Annotated in this window: 18 protein-coding genes; 6 read left to right on the top strand and 12 right to left on the bottom strand. The window is 37.3% G+C overall.

Annotated features, from left to right (window positions below):
* Positions 1 to 6: 6 nt before the first annotated feature.
* Positions 7 to 1944, bottom strand: coding sequence for a fumarate reductase/succinate dehydrogenase flavoprotein subunit (locus KEM10_RS07810; RefSeq protein WP_212215429.1), 1938 nt, complete (start codon positions 1942 to 1944; stop codon positions 7 to 9).
* 19 nt (positions 1945 to 1963) lie between these two features.
* Positions 1964 to 2638, bottom strand: coding sequence for a succinate dehydrogenase cytochrome b subunit (locus tag KEM10_RS07805; protein ID WP_212215428.1), 675 nt, complete (start codon positions 2636 to 2638; stop codon positions 1964 to 1966).
* Between the two features lie 523 nt (positions 2639 to 3161).
* Between KEM10_RS07805 and frr the strand changes: the two genes are divergently transcribed.
* Positions 3162 to 3725: a ribosome recycling factor gene (gene frr / locus KEM10_RS07800; RefSeq protein ID WP_212215427.1), complete on the top strand. Its 564-nt coding sequence runs from the start codon at positions 3162 to 3164 to the stop codon at positions 3723 to 3725.
* 50 nt (positions 3726 to 3775) lie between these two features.
* Here frr and KEM10_RS07795 read toward each other — a convergent pair whose 3' ends face one another.
* The 4 genes from KEM10_RS07795 to KEM10_RS07780 all read right to left on the bottom strand — a co-directional run bounded on the left by KEM10_RS07795 (position 3776) and on the right by KEM10_RS07780 (position 8609).
* Positions 3776 to 4573: a BtpA/SgcQ family protein gene (locus KEM10_RS07795; RefSeq protein ID WP_212215426.1), complete on the bottom strand. Its 798-nt coding sequence runs from the start codon at positions 4571 to 4573 to the stop codon at positions 3776 to 3778.
* On the bottom strand, positions 4570 to 6411 hold the full coding sequence (locus KEM10_RS07790; protein WP_212215425.1) for an ATP-binding protein: 1842 nt from the start codon (positions 6409 to 6411) through the stop codon (positions 4570 to 4572). Before KEM10_RS07790 ends, KEM10_RS07795 begins: the two co-directional genes overlap by 4 nt.
* Positions 6412 to 6591: 180 nt before the next feature.
* Positions 6592 to 7605: a radical SAM/SPASM domain-containing protein gene (locus tag KEM10_RS07785; RefSeq protein ID WP_212215424.1), complete on the bottom strand. Its 1014-nt coding sequence runs from the start codon at positions 7603 to 7605 to the stop codon at positions 6592 to 6594.
* Positions 7606 to 7613: 8 nt separating this feature from the next.
* Positions 7614 to 8609: an OmpA family protein gene (locus KEM10_RS07780; RefSeq protein ID WP_212215423.1), complete on the bottom strand. Its 996-nt coding sequence runs from the start codon at positions 8607 to 8609 to the stop codon at positions 7614 to 7616.
* Positions 8610 to 8707: 98 nt separating this feature from the next.
* Here KEM10_RS07780 and dxs point away from each other — a divergent pair, with 98 nt between their 5' ends.
* From dxs to KEM10_RS07760, 4 genes are all read left to right on the top strand, one after another.
* A complete protein-coding gene (gene dxs, locus KEM10_RS07775; RefSeq protein ID WP_212215422.1) occupies positions 8708 to 10615 on the top strand; it encodes a 1-deoxy-D-xylulose-5-phosphate synthase in 1908 nt (635 codons plus the stop codon).
* 457 nt (positions 10616 to 11072) lie between these two features.
* On the top strand, positions 11073 to 11693 hold the full coding sequence (locus KEM10_RS07770; RefSeq protein WP_212215421.1) for a DUF3244 domain-containing protein: 621 nt from the start codon (positions 11073 to 11075) through the stop codon (positions 11691 to 11693).
* Between the two features lie 140 nt (positions 11694 to 11833).
* Positions 11834 to 12478 carry an HD domain-containing protein gene (locus tag KEM10_RS07765; RefSeq protein WP_212215420.1) on the top strand — a complete coding sequence of 215 codons (645 nt, stop codon included), beginning with the start codon at positions 11834 to 11836 and terminating at the stop codon, positions 12476 to 12478.
* Between the two features lie 100 nt (positions 12479 to 12578).
* Positions 12579 to 14957 carry a penicillin-binding protein 1A gene (locus tag KEM10_RS07760; protein WP_212215419.1) on the top strand — a complete coding sequence of 793 codons (2379 nt, stop codon included), beginning with the start codon at positions 12579 to 12581 and terminating at the stop codon, positions 14955 to 14957.
* 14 nt (positions 14958 to 14971) lie between these two features.
* Here the strand turns inward: KEM10_RS07760 and KEM10_RS07755 are convergent, their stop codons facing one another.
* The 6 genes from KEM10_RS07755 to KEM10_RS07730 all read right to left on the bottom strand — a co-directional run bounded on the left by KEM10_RS07755 (position 14972) and on the right by KEM10_RS07730 (position 20759).
* Positions 14972 to 15409: an MgtC/SapB family protein gene (locus KEM10_RS07755; RefSeq protein WP_212215418.1), complete on the bottom strand. Its 438-nt coding sequence runs from the start codon at positions 15407 to 15409 to the stop codon at positions 14972 to 14974.
* Positions 15410 to 15977: 568 nt separating this feature from the next.
* The gene (locus tag KEM10_RS07750; RefSeq protein ID WP_212215417.1) at positions 15978 to 16397 is read right to left on the bottom strand and encodes a hypothetical protein; all 420 of its coding nucleotides are present in this window, start codon (positions 16395 to 16397) and stop codon (positions 15978 to 15980) included.
* A 111-nt stretch (positions 16398 to 16508) separates the two neighbouring features.
* Complete coding sequence (locus tag KEM10_RS07745) at positions 16509 to 18791, bottom strand: S9 family peptidase (RefSeq protein WP_212215416.1); 2283 nt, start codon at positions 18789 to 18791, stop codon at positions 16509 to 16511.
* 153 nt (positions 18792 to 18944) lie between these two features.
* Complete coding sequence (locus KEM10_RS07740; protein WP_212215415.1) at positions 18945 to 19418, bottom strand: hypothetical protein; 474 nt, start codon at positions 19416 to 19418, stop codon at positions 18945 to 18947.
* Between the two features lie 45 nt (positions 19419 to 19463).
* Positions 19464 to 19946: a hypothetical protein gene (locus tag KEM10_RS07735; RefSeq protein ID WP_212215414.1), complete on the bottom strand. Its 483-nt coding sequence runs from the start codon at positions 19944 to 19946 to the stop codon at positions 19464 to 19466.
* A gap of 15 nt (positions 19947 to 19961) precedes the next feature.
* Complete coding sequence (locus KEM10_RS07730; RefSeq protein ID WP_212215413.1) at positions 19962 to 20759, bottom strand: hypothetical protein; 798 nt, start codon at positions 20757 to 20759, stop codon at positions 19962 to 19964.
* Positions 20760 to 21028: 269 nt separating this feature from the next.
* On the opposite strand from KEM10_RS07730, the gene KEM10_RS07725 reads away from it, so the two are divergent.
* Positions 21029 to 21802, top strand: coding sequence for a class I SAM-dependent methyltransferase (locus KEM10_RS07725; protein WP_212215412.1), 774 nt, complete (start codon positions 21029 to 21031; stop codon positions 21800 to 21802).
* Positions 21803 to 21814: the final 12 nt, after the last annotated feature.

Genomic DNA, 21814 nt, shown 5'->3' with positions numbered 1-21814 from the left:
ATGAGATTATTTATAATTACGTTGAGCAACTTTAACCACATCAAAAGTAAGGTCTTCTTTGTGCATTACAGGAGCTTTATCGTCTCCTTGGTATTCCCAACATGCTGCGTAAGCAAATTTGTCGTCCTGACGTAATGCTTCACCTTCTTCTGTTTGGTACTCCTCACGGAAGTGACCACCACAAGACTCTTCACGGTTAAGCGCGTCGCGAGCCATCAAATCGCCAATTGAAATAAAGTCGGCTAAACGTGATGCTTTCTCTAATTCTACGTTCATGCCCTCTCCTGAACCAGGAATACGAACATTTGACCAGAATTCTTTTTTGATAGCAGCAATTTTCTCAATAGCCTCTTCTAATCCTTCTTTGGTACGAGCCATTCCAACAAAATCCCACATTACTAAACCTAGTTCTTTGTGGATACTGTCTACAGAACGTTCTCCTTTAATAGCTAATAATTTCTCAAATTTATCTTTAGCTTCTTTTTCAGCTTCAACAAATTCTTTTTCATCACCTGTCATACGAGGTGTTGAAATATCATCAGCCAAATAGTTTTGAATAGTGTAAGGAAGTACAAAATAACCATCAGCCAAACCTTGCATCAAAGCAGAAGCACCTAAACGGTTAGCTCCGTGGTCTGAGAAGTTAGCCTCACCAGCTGCAAATAATCCTGGTACAGTTGTTTGTAATTCGTAATCAACCCAAATACCACCCATTGTGTAGTGGATAGCAGGATAGATCATCATTGGTGTATCATATGGATTGTCATCAACAATCTTTTCGTACATCTGGAATAAGTTACCGTAGCGAGCACGGATTGCATCTTCACCTAAACGCTCAATAGCTGATTTAAAGTCAAGGTAAACAGCTAAACCTGTAGAACCTACACCAAAACCTGCGTCACAACGCTCTTTAGCAGCACGAGAAGCAACGTCGCGAGGCACCAGGTTACCGAAAGCAGGGTAACGACGCTCCAAATAGTAATCTCTGTTTTCTTCAGCAATTTGTGTTGGCTTTAATTTACCAGCGCGGATTGCTTCAGCATCTTCTTTCTTTTTAGGAACCCAGATACGGCCATCGTTACGCAATGATTCTGACATCAAAGTTAGTTTCGACTGGAACTCGCCGTGAACAGGAATACAAGTTGGGTGAATCTGAGCGAAACATGGGTTGGCAAAAGCAGCACCTTTTTGGTAAGCTTTGATAGCAGCCGAACCGTTTGATCCCATTGCATTAGTAGAAAGGAAGAAAGTGTTTCCGTATCCACCTGTTGCTAACACAACTGCGTGTCCGAAGTGACGTTGGAATTCTCCGGTTACCAAGTCTCGTGCAATAACACCGCGAGCTTTACCGTCAACCATTACAATGTCAACAATTTCGGTACGGGTATATAAATCAACAGTACCAGCATTTACCTGACGCATTAAAGCCTGGTAAGCACCAATTAATAACTGCTGACCAGTTTGTCCTTTTGCATAAAAAGTACGGCTAACCTGAGCTCCACCGAATGAACGGTTGTCAAGTAAACCTCCGTACTCACGTGCAAATGGTACACCTTGAGCAACACATTGGTCGATGATGTCGTTACTTACTTCAGCTAAACGATGAACGTTAGCTTCGCGAGCACGGTAGTCACCACCTTTTACTGTATCGTAGAATAAACGGTGCACTGAGTCACCATCGTTAGGGTAGTTTTTAGCAGCATTGATACCTCCCTGAGCAGCAATAGAGTGCGCGCGACGAGGTGAATCCTGGATGGTGAAGTTCTTTACATTGAATCCCATTTCACCAAACGAAGCTGCAGCTGAAGCACCAGCTAATCCGGTTCCGACTACAATAATATCTAATTTACGTTTGTTGGCAGGGTTAACCAGTTTCTGGTTAGCTTTATATTTCGACCACTTTTCGGCCAATGGCCCTTCGGGTATCTTAGAATCTAATTTCATATCTTAATAATTTATTAAATTATGACAACAACATTGCAACAACAATAACACAGAAACCGAGACTAATAGCCCAAGCGAAAATAGTACCGATTACAGTCCAACGCTTACGCCAGATGCTGTTGTTTAAACCAACAGTTTGGAAAGCTGACCAAAAGCCATGAGTTAAGTGTAAAGCCAATCCTAAAGCTCCGATAATGTACAAAATAGCTTTTACAGGATTTTGCAAGTTGGCTTTTACCAAGCTGTAAGTATCATGCATGGTAGTTCCGTTGATGGTTACTTCCTGTGCACTATGCGTAATTTGCAGCGGCACGAAATAATCATAAACGTGTACAACCAAAAAGGCAAGGACTACAATCCCTAAAATGCCCATGTTTTTTGACGCCCACATCACTTCTTTAGTGTTGTTACCAGAAGCGTACTTGTTGTTACCGCGTGCCTTGTTGTTTTGAGCTGTTAGCTGAGCAGCCAAGGCAATGTGGATGATGAATCCTAATGCCAAAACAGGTTGTAACCCAAATTTGATTAGCGGTAAAGCCATAAAGTTAGCAGCAATGTTAAATGTTTCGCCTCCATCTGGGACCAACAAACATAAGTTGACGGATAAATGGACTATCAAGAAGATAATCAAGAAAAGTCCTGACAAACCCATCACGAACTTTCTTCCAATCGAGGAACCAAAAAAAGTACCCATAAGAATCCTAGTTAAAATTTATTGTTATGTGTAAATAATTTTTGAAATTAAGTGTGCAAATGTAACCGTGAAAGTGTCTTTTGACAAGTAATAATAAAGAAAAAATTCTCTATTTATAACAATTCTAATTAATCTTCTATTTTTCACTTTCCAACCGGTTAAATATTAACAAATATTATTACAAATTACCATTTATTTACCATTGGTACTTGCAATAAATATTTAAGCTTAATTTATTGTTTTGGCAAGTTCATTAGGTTGCAATAAAGTTACTAAAATGTTCTGAGAGCTGCTTGAGTATTAGTTTAAAAATATCAGACTAATAATGTAGATTTAATAATGAAAGTCAGATGATAACGTTTTTTATATGGCCTAAGAGCAGTAATGAATATGATGGTTATTGGGGGTTTTAAAAATAGATCTTATTGACTGGATTAGTAGAGCTTTTATTTTATGCTTTTTAAATTAGGTTAAAGTTTTATACTTTTGCTACATTGAGTAAAACAATCATACATTTACGACCATGCAAGAAGAAATTGAATTAATACTGGAAGATGCTAAAGAAAGAATGGATAAAGCTTTGGAGCATCTTGATAACGAATTAGGAAAAATACGTGCCGGAAAAGCTAATCCAAAAATGCTTGATGGGGTATTAGTTGAATACTATGGTAGTATGAGTCCATTAACACAGGTTGCCAATTTGAGTACTCCTGATCCGCGAACTATTGCTATCCAGCCATGGGAAAAGCAAATTATTGGAGCTATTGAAAAGGCTATTTTGACAGCAAACTTAGGATTGAATCCTGATAATAACGGAGAAATTATTCGTATCAATATTCCTCCTTTAACGGAAGAGCGTCGTCGTGACTTGGTTAAACAAGCAAAAAAGGAATGTGAAGATGCCAAGGTGAGTGTGCGTAATGCTCGTCGTGATAGCAATGAAGAGTTGAAAAGAATGAAGAAAGAAGGTTTGTCAGAAGATCTTGAAAAGGATGCGGAAGCCGATGTTCAGAAGCTGACAGATGGATTCATTAAGAAGATTGATGATATGTTTGAAGTGAAAGAAAAAGATATTCTTACTGTGTAAAATCTTACTGTACTATATATGTATAACCTCATTCTTTTGAATGAGGTTTTTTATTGCCGTAATGAATGCACTGTTCGCATAAATTTTTGAACTCTCCCTGGATCCACCCCTTTAGTCCAGTGTCCATCCAATTTAAAATGCGAACCAACAACAAAAACATCTGCTTGATTCCAGTACGTATAAATATTCTCGTTACTTATACCGGACCCAATTATAACAGGAAGTTTAATTTCTGATTTTAAGCCTGCCAAATCTGAAGGTTCAACAGCTTCGCCAGTACTGTTGCCTGTAATTATAACGCCATCACTTAAAAAGAATTCCGCAGCTTTTGCAGTCTCTAATAAAGAAACATCTGCAGTTAATGCGTGTGAAGAGTGTTTCTTCTTAATATCCGTAAGTATTTTAACCTTGTCTGCTCCTATGTTTTTTCTATAACGTAAGAGTTCTCCGGCGCAACTGTTCATCATTCCTTCGTCAGCAATATGTGAGAATACAAATCCTTCAGCTCTTATAAAATCCAAGTCGACTGCATTAGCAACAGCCAATGCTTGTTTGTTAGCACCGGCCAAAATCTGTATTCCTACTGGAAGGCGAATGGCATTCTTCACTTCATGGGCAATAACAGTCATGGCGGCTGTTATTTCATGATCAGCATTTTTATTTAAATAGGGAGTGTCGTGCATATTCTCAATCATGATGGCATCAACGCCTTCGTCATGATAAAGTTTTGCTTCCAAAGCTGCTTTCCTGGCTATTTCACATACGGATAATTGGTGGTTTGGAGTGCCTGGTAGGGCATCAACATGGATCATACCGACAATTATCTTGTCAGGTCTTATCAGGTTCATAATTTACTAACTAAGTTTCCGTTACCAGGAACGTATCTGTTGATGGTGGTTAATAAATCTTCGTAGCCGATGGGTTTGGCTATGTAGTCGTCGCAACCTGCTTCTTTCGATTTTTCCTTTTCTTCAGAAAGAGCATAGGCTGTTTGTGCAATTACAGGCACGTCTTTATTGATGGTTTTAATTTCCCTGGTGGCGGTATAGCCATCCATTAAAGGCATTTTTATATCCATCAAAACCAGATCAATATTATTTACTTTGCGAAATACGTTAACCGCTTCTTGTCCATCTTTAGCCCAAATCAGGCTGGCATTGGAAAGTGCAAGTGCAACTTCAATATATCGGAAGTTGTCTTCTTCGTCTTCAGCAACAAGGAATGTTTTTCCTTCCCAATTGAAATCCTGAATAGATTCTCTTTTGGCTTCTTCATCAAGCTTTTGGTTCATTAAGCGATGATAAGGTAAGGTGAAGAAGAAAGTTGTTCCAATCATGGCTTCTGATTCAACCCATATTTCACCACCTAAAAGATTAACCAAATGTTTAGCAATTGAAAGGCCTATACCGGTTCCGCCATAAAGACGTTGTTTGTCATTATTAAATTTCGAGAATCGTTCGAAAATTTCATTCTCTTTTCCATGAGGTAGGCCTATACCTGTATCTTTTACATAGAATTGCAAGAATTGATCTTCAATCTGGGTATATCCAAATTCGATAAATCCACGTTCAGTAAATTTAACCGCGTTTCCAATGAGGTTAACCAGAATTTGTTTTAATCGGTGCTCGTCGGTAAGAATTAAGATGTTTTCGTCACTAACACCTTCTTTTACATATAATTTCAGGTTAAATAAACCTCTTCGTTTAATGTCTTCGTGAAAGCTATCAAAAATTTCAGACATCATGGAGTGAAGCTTACAAGGAGCATTCTTGACTTGTAACTGACCGCTGTCTAATTTAGAGATGTCAATTATATCTTCCACAAGTGTCAGTAAGTTCTTTCCATTTATTTTTATCAGGTTAACAAACTCTTCTTTTTCAGAAGTGTCAATCTCTGGATGTGACAAAAGATTGGAGAAGCCCAATATGGCATTCATTGGGGTTCTTATTTCATGAGACATGTTGGAAAGAAAAGAGGTTTTGAGGCGATCACTTTCCTCAGCTTTTCTCTTTGCCAGAACCAGGTTCTCATGCTCGCGACGTAATAACCTGCGGTAACGTTGTTCTTTTTTTAAGCTGAACAGCATTCCGTTTAATAAACTGTTTAAAGGTAATAAGGTAATTAGAATAACTATTGTAAATACAATGGACAGTTGCAGGTAATCGAGAAATGGAATTGCTGGGGTGTAGGGAATTGAAAATGTTGGTAAGTATAATATTGCTGATAAAGCAGCCAGTGAAATAGTAGAAACCAAAATTGAAAACCAGGCACCTTTTTGTCCCACCAATATACCAGACATTAAGGTGTAGGAGAGTAAAAACATGTATCCTACAGCCGAATTATTGGCTTTCAATACTTGGTAAATGCCTATTAGGTAAATCAAAAATAATATCCATCCAACCCTGAATTTAAAAGGTAAAGATCTAACAGAGGTCACAAAAACAGCTGATAAAAATACAAAGGTGGTGAATATGGCATTGGTGTATGCTTCTTCCTGAATAAAGGTAAGTCCCAAATACAGATAAACAACTAAACCGAAAAATAGCAGGCCAATGGAGAAATAATGGAATATTCTCTCACGCCAGTAGTGCAGACCATCTCCAGTTGGTGCTGATGACGGACCTAATCTTCTACGGATGAATACATCAATTTCCCTTACTAGCCTTGATCCTTTAGTTTTTGCCATGAATTGATTAAGGCTTTACTTGTGTGTGACCATAGTTGGTTAGTTAATCTTACCTTTTGCTAAAGATAGTTATTTCTAATAGTTATTCTAAAATTAAAAGTGAAAAAGTAGGTAACAACTTATTAACATATTTAGGTGTGTAGGTTATTGTTAAATGATGTTGTGTTTTTACATTAAATATTATGACCAAAATCTGCGTCCTTCGGGGCAATTCTGGCAAATGTCAATCGTTTTTTTATGGGAGAAAATGGTCGATTTAAATCTTTGGTTGTTATCTGATTTCCATATTTTAGAAAATGTCTTTGATTGGATGTTTCCTAATTCGTAATCGGCATCTTTATCGAAACAGCATGGAGCTACTTTGCCGTCCCATGTAATAACTGTTGAATGCCATTGCCGCCAACAAGCGTTGTGTTGTTTGCCTTTTAACTTTAGTTTATGAATGTCTTCGTAACGTTTGTATTTGTTTAAAGTTGGTGCTGCTACGTTTGTGTATGTATAATTGTTAAATTGGGCTGTTTTAAATTCTATCTTGTTAGCAGACAGTTCGGAGGCCATTTTTCTTGCCGCTTTTATTTGATGTTCGTTATGTTTAAAAACTAAAAATTGGAAAATTACAATAGGATAATGATTTTGTAAATCAGCCTTGGCTTCTGTTATGTTTTTGAGTCCGCTAATGGCTTTTGAAAGTTGACCTCCGGAACGATATTTTTCGTAACTATCCTGGGTTGTTCCATCAATGGAAAAAATAATTCGAGTTAGTCCTGCTTGCACAATTTTACGTGCTAAAGTAGGAGTGATAAAGTGCCCATTGGTAGAGGTGGATGTATATAACTTTTTTTGATTGGCCAATTTAATCATTTCCGGAAAGTCGGGGTGCATAGTTGGTTCGCCTTGTATATATAAATTAAGATAGGTAAGTTCCTTTGGAAGCTGATTGAGAATGTTTTGATATTCACTCAAGGAAATTTTACCTCTTGGCCTTTTTAATGTATTTGTTCCTGTAGGGCATTCAGGACATTTGAGGTTGCATATACTAGTTGGTTCAATGGAGATGGCAAATGGTTGATGTTTTAGTATCGCTTTTTTTAAAATGCGCGACAATGTATAAAAGAAAACAGCCTTAAAGGCATTGGCCATTCTATTAAAGGATAGAACTCTCAGAATGGCCCATGTCTCAAGTGTTAAGGTCATAAGCATTTTTAGTTGCTTTCGAGTAAGTTAAGTATTTGATCTATTTTTGGAGTCAAAATAATTTCGGTTCTTCGGTTTGCTTGTAATGAAGCTGCATCTGAACCTTCTTTTAAAGGTAGATTGTCGCTTCTGCCTGATGCAGATATTAAAGATGGATTAATTTGACTATTCTCAAGCATTATACGCACTACAGAAGTGGCACGTTTGACGCTCAGATCCCAATTATCTAGTAAAACTCCGCTTTTAAAAGGAATTTTATCAGTATGTCCTTCAACAATTATTTCAATATTATTATTGTCTTCTAATACGCGTGCTATCTTTTTTAGTGCATCAGCACCCTGGGTATTGACCTCATAACTTCCAGAGCGAAAAAGTAGTTTTTCTTCAAGCGATACATATACTTTTCCGTCTTTCATATGTACGCTTAACTCATCACTTGAAAAACCTGTAAGAGCGTCATTGATGCTTTTGCGAAGAGCCAATAATGCTTTGTCCTTTTTTTGCAATGCTTCTTCTAATTCCAGTAGTCTGGCATTCTGAGCATCCATTTTATCTTTAGATGCTGCCAATTCTTTTTGCTGCTTAAATAATTCGTCTTCTGCCTGATGTAAGGCATCTTCTCTGGCCTGTAACTCTTCCTGAAGTTTTTGTAAAAAAGATAATAACTCTTTATTGTCAACGTCGTTGCCGGATGAATTTCTGAATTTCTTTAATGCGTCCGTATAGCTTTTGTTTAAATCGGCGTATTTATATTGCTCTTTCTGAAGGCGTCTGCTTAAACTGGTAGTGTCTTTTAATAACTGTTCAACTTGCTTTTTAAGTCGAGCTACTTCAGATGAAAGTTCGTTGTGTTCTACTTTCAATTCTTCATTTTCCGAACGAAGCATAGCTGCCTCTTCTTCTAATTGATTGGCTCTGTCTGTACTTTCCTGATATTGTTTCAAAGGAATACAAGATGTAGAATAAACAACTACAATAAAACCTGCTAAAATCCACTTCTTCATAATATGTAATTTTTCAACTCAAAGATTATAAATTATCTTTGTCGGGCAAAATGCACTTTTGACATTTGTCAACGCAACTATAGTATAGATATAAGAATATGAACGAAGGCTCAAGCCGTTTGCTGGAAACAATTGATTCGCCCGATGATTTGAAGAAAATCGATCCAGAGCTTCTTCCTCAGGTTTGTGATGAACTTAGAGAGTTTATAATTGATGCTCTTTCGTGTAATCCCGGGCATTTTGGGGCTAGCTTAGGTGTGGTTGAGCTAACGGTTGCTCTACATTATGTATTTAATACTCCTAACGATAAGTTAATATGGGATGTGGGGCATCAGGCCTATGGTCATAAAATACTTACCGGTCGCAGAGATCAATTTCATACCAATAGAAAATTTAAAGGGATAAGTGGTTTTCCTAATATATTCGAAAGTGAATACGATGCTTTCGGGGTTGGTCATTCCTCAACTTCTATTTCAGCAGGATTAGGTATCGCCGCAGCAGCAGCTTTGCGTGGAGATGATGATCAGCAGGTGGTGGCTGTTATTGGAGATGGTGCGATGTCGGCCGGAATGGCTTTTGAAGGGTTGAATAATATGTCGTCATTAAAATCGAATATGACGGTTATATTGAATGATAATAATATGGCTATCGACCCCAACGTGGGTGGCTTTAGCGAATATTTGGTTGATATTGCCACTTCTCATACTTATAATAAAGTACGATCAGAGGCTTTTAAAGCTTTAGAAAAAATGAAGCTGGCCGGGCCACGTTCAAAAGAGATGATTACAAAGCTCAATAATTCACTCAAGAATTTATTGACAAAGCAGACCAATATTTTCGAAGGTTTAAATATAAGGTACTTTGGTCCGGTTGATGGGCATGATGTTCAGCATCTGACAAAGGTGCTGAGTGATTTAAAAAATATCAAAGGCCCCAAAGTACTACATGTAATTACTAAGAAAGGGAAAGGCTTTAGGTTTGCAGAAGAAAATCAAACAGCCTGGCATGCTGTTGGCGATAAGTTTGATAAGATTACCGGTGAGATGTTGAAATCTGCTACTTCATCTGTGCCAAAGCCACCAAAATTTCAGAATGTATTTGGCAATACTATTGTTGAGCTTGCCGAAAAGAATGATAAGATTGTTGGAATTACACCTGCTATGCCATCGGGTTGTAGTTTAAATATTATGATGGAGAAGATGCCGGACAGGGCTTTTGATGTTGGTATTGCTGAACAACACGCTGTTACTTTCTCTGCCGGGTTAGCTGTAGCTGGTTATACTCCGTTCTGTAATATATACTCTTCTTTTATGCAGAGATCTTTCGATCAGGTAATTCATGATGTTGCATTGCAAAAGCTTAATGTCGTATTTTGCCTTGATAGAGGAGGGCTGGTAGGAGCTGATGGAGCAACTCATCATGGTGTCTATGATTTATCTTTCTTCAGAGGAGTTCCTAATTTAATAGTGTCGTCGCCAATGGATGAAATTGAGTTGCGTAATTTAATGTATACTGCTCAATTGCCCAATCAGGGGCCGTTTTCTATCAGATATCCTCGTGGTATTGGTTCTAATATTGATTGGCAACAACCTATGGAGGAGATTAAAATTGGTACCGGACGTAAATTAAAAGATGGTGATCATCTGGCGATATTAACAATTGGGCCGGTTGGAATAAAGGCGAGTCAGGTTATTGATAAGTTTGAAAAGAACAATGTTAGTATTGCTCATTACGATATGCGATTTGTAAAACCATTGGATGAAACATTATTGCATGAGGTATTTGAGAAGCATAATAAAGTTATAACCATTGAAGACGGTACTATTGTGGGGGGAATGGGTAGTGCTATCCTTGAATTTATGGTTGATAATGGTTATCAGGCCAAGGTGAAACGCCTAGGAGTGCCTGATGAGTTTATTGAACATGGTACACAAACAGAATTGTATGGTTTGTGTGGATTCGATAAAATAGGGATAGAAAATTCTATTTCAGAAATGCTGGAATAATAACTTCTGGTTTTTTCTTTTGGTATTTACAATTTGACTTTCGAATTATCATTTCGCAGATAATATTTACTTATAGATTAGTTTACATTTCTTGAAAAACTTCACATTTGTTAAGACAAGCTTTGCATTCTAAATGTATTTTAACATCTAAAATGAGGGTTTCAAAACACTGTTTTTTATTAAAACGACATTTAGGTCTTATTTATCTTCTCTAAAGGGGCTAAAAATCAAAAAAAAATTCTTCACCCCCTAAAAAATGACCAAAAACCATCTAAAAAACAATATTTATTAACGACACCCCCTAAAAACAACACTGAAAAGTAACTTTAATGTTTTTTTAACACTTAACCCCCTTGTTTGTGTTTGCCAGTATTAAAAAACCCTCTACTTTTGTAACGTGATCCTATTCAAAGTAGGGGGCACCTAAAAATTATTAACTATTTAAAAATTTATTACTATGAAAAAGGTAAATGTATTAAAAGGGGTTTTTGCTATCGCAGCGATAGCGTTTTTATCCACCAGCGCCTTCGGAAAAGGCAAATTAGTTATTAGCAAATATCTGGATACAGATTATGCAGTAGTATCAGCGTTGAGCGATATGAGCAATGGTTTTAAAGTTAAAGTGTTTGACGACGAAGGTTATGTATTATATACCAGCCCTTACGTTAAAGATGCTTCTTCTTTCCAAAAATTATTTGACTTGAAATCTTTTGTTGATGGAAGATATAAAGTAGTTTTTGAAAGTGATGATGCTCGTGTTTCAGAAGTTTTTTATGTGAGCAACAGTAAATTGGTTTTACCAAAGGCTAAATTAGCTAAAAGTGAATCAGATTTAAATACAGTGAAGCCATTTGTAAGAAAAGATGGAAATAACTTGTATGTAAGTCACATTAACTTCGCGAAATCTGCTTTCTCAATGAGTATTGATGATATTTCAGGTAATGAAATCTATAGTTCAAGCTTACCTCGCGAAACATCATACTCAGGAATGTTCGATATTAGTAAGCTACCTGCAGGTGGTTATAAAGTAATGTTAACTTCAGGAAAACAAAAGTACTACTATGAATTCAACAAATAATAATGATGAATGTGACCAAAGTGACCAAGTAATCACTTTTAAAGAACGAATAAGCGGTGTTTCAGAAATTTCTTGAAACACCGTTTTTTTTTGTGTCTAATTGTTAGTAGTTTTTTATTGGGTGTGCCATATTTGTATATATGAAAGAGCACTTGAGAGATGTTATTGAGGAATGGGCAAAAGAAAAGCTGAAGGCAGTTGATGCCGGACATGATTGGTGGCATATTAAACGTGTATTGGTTAATGCCAAAAAGATTCATGAGATAGAAGGCGGTGATTGGTCTGTTATTGAATTGGCCGTGTTATTGCACGATGTGCCCGATCCAAAATTCTTTGATGAAGAAAAAATGATGATAGAGATTGAGCAGGTTTTACTTGATGTACAATTGCCAGACTCTGTCATTCAACATGTATTAGATATTATCCGACATTTATCATTCTCCAAAAATTGGTCGGATATGCAATTTGACTCTCCCGAATTTAGAATTGTGCAGGATGCTGACCGTTTAGATGCTATAGGAGCTATCGGAATAGCCAGAGCCTTTAGTTATGGCGGATATAAAGGAAGGGATTTCTATAATCCGGAAGTAAAACCTCAGAATTATAGCAATGCCGAAGAGTATAGGAACAGTAAAAGTACAACCATCAACCATTTTTACGAAAAGTTATTGCTGTTACACAGTCAGATGAAGACTAAAACAGGTAAAGAACTAGCTCAGCAAAGGCATCTGTACATGCTAGAGTTTCTAAAGCAGTTTTATAATGAGATAGGCGAATCGTTCTAGGATAGGATGAAAAAAACGATAAATTAGTATCTACTCCAATAGGTATTTTTCTATATCCCCAATTTCTTTACTATTTTTATCGGCACTCAAAATAGAATCAATGCCGGCAAAGAAAAAGACACCTTCAAAGCGTACTAACCGAAAACCAAAACAATCAAGCCGTAAAAAGAAAATTATAATCTGGGGTTTGAAATTAGCTGCAATGGCTTTTGCTGTCGGAGCAATATTTGTTTTATTCGTATACCTCGGACTGTTCGGACGCTTACCCTCAGAAGAACAACTAGCAAAAATTCAAAATAATACCGCTTCTGAAATATTTTCAAGCGATCATGAATTGATGGGGCGTTTTTTTGTGGAACAACGCCTGACTGTCGATAATAACCAGGTGTCATCTTTTGTGAAAGATGCTTTGATCGCCACTGAAGATAGTCGCTTTTTTGAACACAATGGCTTGGATTTTATAAGTCTTGGCAGGGTTTTGTTCCGAAGTGTTTTTTTAGGAGACAGAGCTCAGGGAGGTGGAAGTACTATTAGTCAGCAGTTGGCTAAGAACCTCTATCCTCGTATGCGTTTAGGTTTTCTTACATTGCCTGTTGGTAAAACAAAAGAGATATTTACAGCCGCACGTCTCGAAGATATTTACAGCAAAGACGATATTCTTACCTTATATTTAAATACAGTACCTTTTGGTGAGGATATTTATGGTATAGAAATGGCATCGCGCCGTTTTTTTGGTAAGCATTCTAAAGAATTAAATCCTGCTGAGGCAGCTACTTTGGTAGGGATGTTGGCTGCCAATACCGCTTATAATCCCAGACTTCACCCGGAACGAAGTGTAAAAAGAAGGAATATTGTACTTCGCAGGATGAAGGAGCAAGAATTTCTATCAGAAACAGAATATCAGAAATGGAGGCAGAGTAAGTTAGTTTTAGACTATCATAGAATAGATCATAACTCTGGTATTGCACCTTATTTCAGGGAAAAGATAAGGGTGCAGGCTCAAAAAATACTGGAAGAGAAATACGGTGATGAATATGATATTTACTCTGATGGGTTGCGCATTTTTACTACCATAGATGCTTCGCTTCAAAAGTATGCCGAACAGGCTGTTGATCAACAAATGCAACGCTTGCAGGGAGAGTTCGATCGGCATTGGAAAGGGCGTGATCCCTGGGAAAAGAATCCCAATATATACCTGAATGCACTACGCTACTCAAAGCGATATAAATTGCTGGATGATGCCGGTTGGAAGGAAGAGAAGATTTTTAAACACATGGAGGTCCCAGTGTCGATGACTATCTATACGGCTTCTGGAGAGAAGAAAGTTACCATGAGTCCAGTTGATTCGGTAAAGCATTATCTAAAATTACTGAATACCGGCTTTTTGGCAATGAATCCGAAGAATGGTCACGTACTGGCCTGGGTTGGAGGAGTAGATCATAAAACATCGCAATACGATCATGTTACTTCCCGGCGTATGGTAGGCTCTACCTTTAAGCCAATTGTATACACTACAGCACTGGCAGACGGTATGGAACCATGCGAATGGATCTCGAACGAACAACAAGTATACGAAGACTATGATGATTGGAAGCCATCAAACAGTGACGGTAATCATGAAGGATATTATACTTTAAAAGGTGGCCTGGCAAAATCGGTCAATACTATTAGTGCCAAAGTGATTACCCGTGTAGGCATTGGTAAAACCATTGATATGGCCCATGATATGGGTATAGAGGGCGATATCCCTAAAGTGCCTTCTATTGCCTTGGGAACAGCTGAATTATCCTTGCTTGAAATGGTTTCTGCATATACTACCTTTCCCAATTATGGTCGTCCGGTGGAACCTATAATGTTGCTTAGAATTGAAGATAGATATGGAAACCCATTGTATGTTAATGAAGATGAGCAGGAAAGTAGGCAGGCATATGATGACCAGGTGGCATATTATATTATTGAAATGATGAAAGGGGTGGTTGAACGAGGAACAGGACATAACCTGAGAGATTTATATCACCTTAAAAGTGAATTGGCAGGTAAAACAGGTACTACTCAGGATAATTCCGATGGTTGGTTTATAGGTTATACACCTACTTTAGTTGCCGGGGCATGGGTAGGAAACGATCAGCCATCAATACATTTTCGCTCTACTGCACTCGGAAGCGGAGGGCATATGGCGTTACCGATCTTTGCCCGTTTTATGCAACGCGTAGAGCGTGATGGCTCAATGAAAAAGTACTCTTCCAGTTCCTTTTATTCTATCCCATATGATTTGCAAAGCCGCTTGACGTGTGATGATTATTCTTTGGATGATCCGGATAAGGATATATTCAATCGCTTGTTTGATAGCTTTGGCCGACCGGATTCAACTAAAATTAAACGCAAAGAAGAACGTAAATCCAAACGCGAAGAAAGAAAAGAAAAACGAGATCATAAAAGTGTTTTGGATCGGATGAAGGATTTGTTTAAAAAGAATTAAAGATAATAAACAGTTTATTTTTCTTCTTCATCCTCCTTATCTCGTTCCGATAATTTTTTATCCAAAGGAAGAAGCAGATTGTTGATGATTAAGACGAAAATGGTTCCAATTAATGTCTCGATATAATAACCGGCCGCTGCTAAACAACCAATAGCAGAACTGCACCAAACAGTGGCTGCTGTTGTGAGTCCATGTACTGTTAATCCTTCTTTAAAAATAATTCCAGCTCCTAAAAAACCGATGCCACTTACAACCTGAGCTACAATTCGGGTAACATCACCTTTTTCCTGAGTAAGATTAATTGAAAGCATCACAAAAAGTGCCGAACCAACTGCAACTAAAGTGTTGGTACGTAATCCAGCTGATTTATGATGCCAGCCTCTTTCGAAGCCTATAATAAAGCCACCTACCAAAGCAAAAGCTAATCGAATTATAAAATCTTGAATGCTCATGGTTTGATAATTCAGTTTTATACAAAGATACAGCTATACGAGAAAAAGTGAAGATGTATGGCCATGATTAATCGGAGATTCGTTTGATTTTAGTGCATTAGTCAAACAGTCAGGTGTGTTGCTAATAAAATATCCACACAAAAGCTGAATAAAAAACAAGGGGGATAACCTCAAGTACACGAGGGAAACTCATGAGTAAACGGGTGATGATGTCTGGTGCACAGGGGATGATGCTTATCCCCAATGTACTTGTTATAAGTACAAGGGGGAAAATGTCGGGTACAAGGGGGATAATGATTATCCCTTATGTACTTACGGCAAGTACACAGGGGATGGTGTTAAGTACACGAGGGAAATAGACAAGTTTATAGGGGAACAAAGCGTGTACAAAAACCGCTATTTAGATCGTAACCTTTTTCAAAGAATAAAGACGGGCCTGCTACAACTGAATTTGTTTGGTTTGATAATGAGTAATCGAGATTTATTCCCCACTTTTCAGAGAATTTATTTTCTTGTCCAACACAAAGTTGGCTTAGGATAAATAAAATAAGTAGCGGAAAGCAATATCTCATATGATAGTTTTAGTAGATCCCCATTTTCTAGAATATCTTGCACTAATTGTTAAAATACCTGCTATTAAATCTGTTCCGGCGCATACAAACAACGATACGCATAATGTGATTCTTTCCGGATCGTTAGAGTATGCAAAGCCTCCATCAGATACAATAAGTCCTAAGAATATAATCATTGCACCGGTAACAACTAGTAATTCCTTCTTTTGCTGTCCGCCCCTTTGTTCTACTTTAATTACATATACAATTGATAGGATAAATAACAAATGAATAAAAACATTGACCCAAACCGGAGTAATAGCCTGATCGGGTAGCTTGGTTGTAGGCAGAGCGATAACTGCTAATATAAGTGCCGTTGTAATAATAAAGCCGATAGCAGCGTAAAGTAAACGATAATAGATCAGTTTGTCTTTCATGACGGATCCTCCATCTATACTATATATAAAGGTACGAAGTAATGGAGGCTTTAGGCAAGTAAAGAACCATCTTAATAGCTGTAGAGCTATGAAGATGGCATGCCTGAAAAATTATTTATCTATATCAATATCTGTTTGTATCAAACTATGATCTAAACTTTCGGTATTCATTTTAACAGGAGTTTGCTTCATTATTTTCTCAACAAAGAAATTACAAATACGGCGCTCTCCATATTCGCCACCCCATTCGTGTCCTTTGCCAGGGAGTGTTAATAAGTCAAAATCTTTATTGGCCTTAATTAAGGCATCTACCACCTGGTAAGTGCTGGTTGGGTCAACATTCTGATCCATTTCGCCAACCACTAAAAACAAATCTCCTTGTAATCGGAAGGCATTATCCACGTTTGAGCTCTCGGCATATTCGGGTCCAATAGGCCAGCCCATCCACTGTTCGTTCCACCAGATTTTATCCATGCGATTATCGTGACATCCACATATGGATGCGGCTGATTTATAAAATTCAGGGTGAAATAATACTGCCCCGGTTGAGTTTTGTCCTCCGGCCGATTTTCCGTATATACCCACATCGCTGATATCCATAAACGGATATTTCTCAGCAGCGGCCTTCATCCATAAAATACGATCGGGGAAGCCTGCATCTTTCAGGTTTTTCCAACAAACATCATGAAAGGCTTTTGATCTGTTGGAGGTACCCATACCATCAATCATCACCACAATAAATCCTAACTCGGCTAATGACTGGCGACAACGGTTATAGTAGGCACTGAAATCTTTGGGTACATGACTGCTGTGAGGGCCGGCATAAATATATTCAATAACCGGGTATTTTTTAGAAGGATCGAAATCAGATGGAGTTAAAAATATTCCCCAAATATCTGTTTTACCATCTCTGCCTTTGGCCGAAAATATCTGAGGTTTCTTCCAACCGTTGGCCAAAAGAGGAGTGATGTCGGCTTCTTCCAAAGTCATGATTTGCTTACCTGTCTGGGCATCTCGTAACACGGTTACTGGTGGTGTGTCAACTTTCGACCAGGAATCGACCAGGTATTTGTATTCAGCCGAGAAACTTACTCGGTGGTTTCCTTCGCCTTCAGTTAGTAGTTTTAAGTTGGAGCCATCAAATCCAACCGAGTAATAATGTATTAAATAAGGATCGCCGGCCTCTTTTCCACTAGCACTAAAAATGATCGTTCTGTTTTTCGGATTAACTTTAACTACATTTCGAACTACCCAATCGCCTTGGGTAATCTGGTTTTTAACAGACCCGGTTTTGCCATCAAAAAGGTAAAGATGATTCCATCCATCGCGTTCCGATGCCCAGATAATCTCCTCACCATCGTTTATATCGAAGCGATAACGCTTGCTGCTGTAATCTATAAAAGTAGGTGAGGTTTCGTTTATCAGAACACTGTTTTTACCGGTCTCGGCATTCATTTCAATTACCTGATACACCTGATGTCCACGTTTGTTATATTCAAAAGTCAGGCTTTCACTACTTTTTCTCCAACGTATGTTTTCAATCGAATACTGATTCGGAATTATATCCTTCGACGATGAAATCATTTTTTTATCATCAACACTAAAGATGCAAGGATAAAACTGAGGAAGCGCATCGCCGGGTTTATAATATTGAATAGAGGAATAAACTGGTTGCTTTTGCATTGTTGGGCTCGACTCGATGTAATTCACAAAATGCTTTTCGGCCGGTTGAACCAGGTAAGCCATAATCTTTTTACTATCGGGCGACCACTGAAGATAGGTAGAATAATACAATCCCAAACCACCGTTGTAACTTAAAGCTACTTCTGTTTCGTTTGAAAGGTCTTTTATGTACAGATTGTAATTTTTAATGTATGCGAGCCACTTTCCATCTGGTGATTTCACCGGAGGATTATTGGTTTGATCCATCTGGTCCATTGTCCAGTTGTATGGCGCGGGTTTAGTATACTTTTCTTTTTTAATAAACTTATATGATGGCAGGCTGTATTGATATTTATAACCATCCAAAACAAACTCGCATGATTTGATATTATCGCTAACGCTAAATCTTTCAAGATCGTTGTATGAGACTTCATTGCCGTATTCAGCCGAAACCTTTTCTAATAGTGCATTAACATCAATAATCTCTTTCTTTTTCAGTTTCGATGCATCTACTAAATAGTATTTAACACCCTCTTGTGTTAATACATGGTACCAAAACGAATGGCCGTCTTTTAGCCAATGTGTATGGAACGATCCGTGAAGAACCTTGTCTTTGGTTAACGATTTAAATGCTTCGTATTTTGCATATCGGTCTTTTATATCCTGAGCTTTTACACATAAAGGAAGTACTAAAAATAGCAAAGTAATGATTAAAGTATTTTTTTGATACATCAATTTGGTTTTATGATTTTCTAAAGAAGCCCTTAATTAAGTAAGGGTAAAACCAAAATTACATTGTTTTTAAAAGAAAGACTTATACAAATGTGTATTATTCTTGTGCAAAATCGAATAAATATGGTAGAAAACGATAAAAATTGATGATTGTTATGAGTAAGCCTCAGTTCTTTGTAATTGTACTTCAATCCGGTTAAACTGATGTTTCTTGCTATAAATAACTATTTGGTTGTTGGTGGTTGAAATACGTATGTTTTCTCTAAGAAAGAAATCAAAAAATCGAGCTAATACATTTCTTTTTGTATATCTGAACTCATTGTCTGATACATTGATTCGATTGTATTTATGTTGAAGAAAGGAATCGATCTGTTCAAAAAGAGCTTGTGAATTATTAACATCAGAAAAAGTTAGCTTCCCTTTGCGATTTGCCAGGTTATTGGAAAATGCAAATAGTAACGGAAATAATAACTGGTAAAACCAGGGTGTTTTGCCATAAAGCAAAGTGGGTGTACCTTGAAATGCACTAATAAAAAATAGCAGAATGGTTATTGCCAGACTCATGAAAACAAACAAAAGGAAGGTATCAGTGAGAGAGATATTAAAAAGTTTTATATCTGTTTTCATGTAATAGGTTTTGAGATTAAAATTATAGAATTGATGGTATAAAAGCTAAGGTTTATAACGAAATTTTGTTTTGCGGTTAATCCATCCCTCTAAAATAACTTCATCTCTTTCTTGTATATTAATAAATGTTGATTGATGATCAGGTAGGTAGCTGGAATAAACCTCTATCCAAGTATCAGCTTGTTGAGTATAACCCGGATCTACTTGTTTGGCCTTTTCGTACATATCTATAACCAGGCAGTAGATAAGGCTTCTGTTTATAAGATCATCTTCGGTATTGCCTTCTGCCGCATATTTTGCATAGATAGTGCCCAATAAAGCATAGGTAGAACTTGAACAGCTATTTACTTTTAATAATAATTCGGCTGTGTCGCGGCTTTTTTTATATTGTTTTTCTTCAAGAAGTCGCCATGATTTAGTGGTCAACGATTTTATTTGATTAACATCTTTTTGTTGTGCATTTGTTGAGATGTTTATCAAGAAGATAAACACAAATAATAACGAATAGTGTATTTTCAACTTTTTCATTGGTACTGTTTATGGTTAAAACGGATTATCAGGTGTTCCGAATACAACAAATTCAGCTATAATAATTAGTAATGCTATTACCAGTATAAGCCAGTCTTTGTTGAGAGGGATTACTTTTGGTTGTTTTTGTATCATTCCTCTTACTCCCCAATAACCTGCAATGGCTATCAAAAATGCTAAGAGGATTCCTACCAAAGCAAATCCACCCCAAATCAATATTTGATGAGCATTGTGTATTTGATTGTACAAATAGATAAGAAACAGATAGGGAGCAAATCCAATGGTAATCACTCCCAAACGTTGAAGAAAGGAGGTTTGTTTATTCATCCCCAAATGATATTGCAGATTGATCCAAATTATAAAGGAGCTGATTAAGTAGATAGATCCAAGTATAAGAAGCAATTCCTTGCTAATACCCAAATCAGCCAGTTCTCCTCCATCACCAAAATCAAATAGGGTTCCTGCAACCAGATAAACACCATTAAAAAGTAAAGCATAAGCGGCTGTTATCTTGCTTAAAAATTGATAGGTGCCAGAGTGGATGATAAAATTTAATAGGAAAGGTAGCATGGAAAAGAATAATCCAAAGGTAACGCCTCCCCAGGCAGTGAAAGTAATGTTGCTAACATTCTGACCAAGATTCCAACTCCACGAGAAAGGATTTAACACAAATTCCTGTATTTGTCCGCCATCAATTAATACTGCTACAGTATGGCCCAGTTCATGTAAGGCAACGGAGGTATTATATGCAATTGCAAATCCACCAATTAATAAGAGAGATTGTGAAAAGAAGTTGGAATTTGAGATCGTCATTATGTTAGAGGTTGATTAAGTTGATACTAATATAGAAAATTACACATAACTTTGGTTTGATTGCTTCAATATCTGTATATTTGCATCGCTTAAAACGCTTTATGACTATAACTAATAAGGATCTGGTAAAGTAAATAACCTAGGTTTCGACCTTGGTTATCCTTTCGTTAAACTCCGGCAAAATCTGCCAGGAGGAATTTTTATATCCATACTTTATTACAAATAACTTGATGCATAGGATTTCTATGTTATCATAAAAATTAATTGTCATGAGCGACAACATAAAATCTATTCACGAATTTGATGTTAACCTTATCGTTGAATATTATACTACAGTAAAGCGTCAGGGGCCCGGAAGCCCAGAAATAACTAAGAAGGCACTTAGCTTTGTTGATGGACTTACAGAGTCATCGCACATTGTTGATTTTGGTTGCGGTGCGGGTGTACAGACAATGGTATTGGCACAAAATGCACCCGGTAAGGTAACGGGCATTGATCTGTTTCCTCAATTTGTTGATTTATTCAATGCCAATGCCAACGATTTGAATCTTCAGGATAGAGTGAAAGGAGAACAAGGTTCGATGGATGATTTGCATTTTCAAGAAGAATCATTGGATTTGATCTGGTGTGAAGGAGCTATTTATAATATTGGTTTTGAAAAAGGCCTGAAGTATTGGCAAAGGTTTTTAAAGCCGGGAGGGTATGTGGCTGTTTCTGAAGCTACATGGTTTACGGATGAACGTCCTGCTGAAATTCAGGATTTCTGGATGGATGCATATCCGGAAATTGATACCCTGCCAAATAAGATGGCACAAATGCAAAGTGCCGGTTATCTTCCAATAGCTGCCTTTATGTTACCTGAAAACTGTTGGATTGAGCATTTTTATGAACCACAGGTTCAGGCTCAGGAAGATTATCTAAAGAAACATGCAGGTAATAACGCAGCCGAAGATTTTATAAAAAATCAACAGCACGAAACAGACTTGTATTACAAGTACAAGCAGTTTTATGGCTATGCTTTTTATATAGGCAAAAAGTTATAACTTTTATTCACG

The sequence above is a fragment of the Carboxylicivirga linearis genome, assembly GCF_018271995.1.
Classification (GTDB): Bacteria; Bacteroidota; Bacteroidia; order Bacteroidales; family Marinilabiliaceae; genus Carboxylicivirga; species Carboxylicivirga linearis.
The sequence above is the reverse complement of the archived record's forward strand: the minus strand, read 5'-3'. Positions and strand labels throughout refer to the sequence as shown.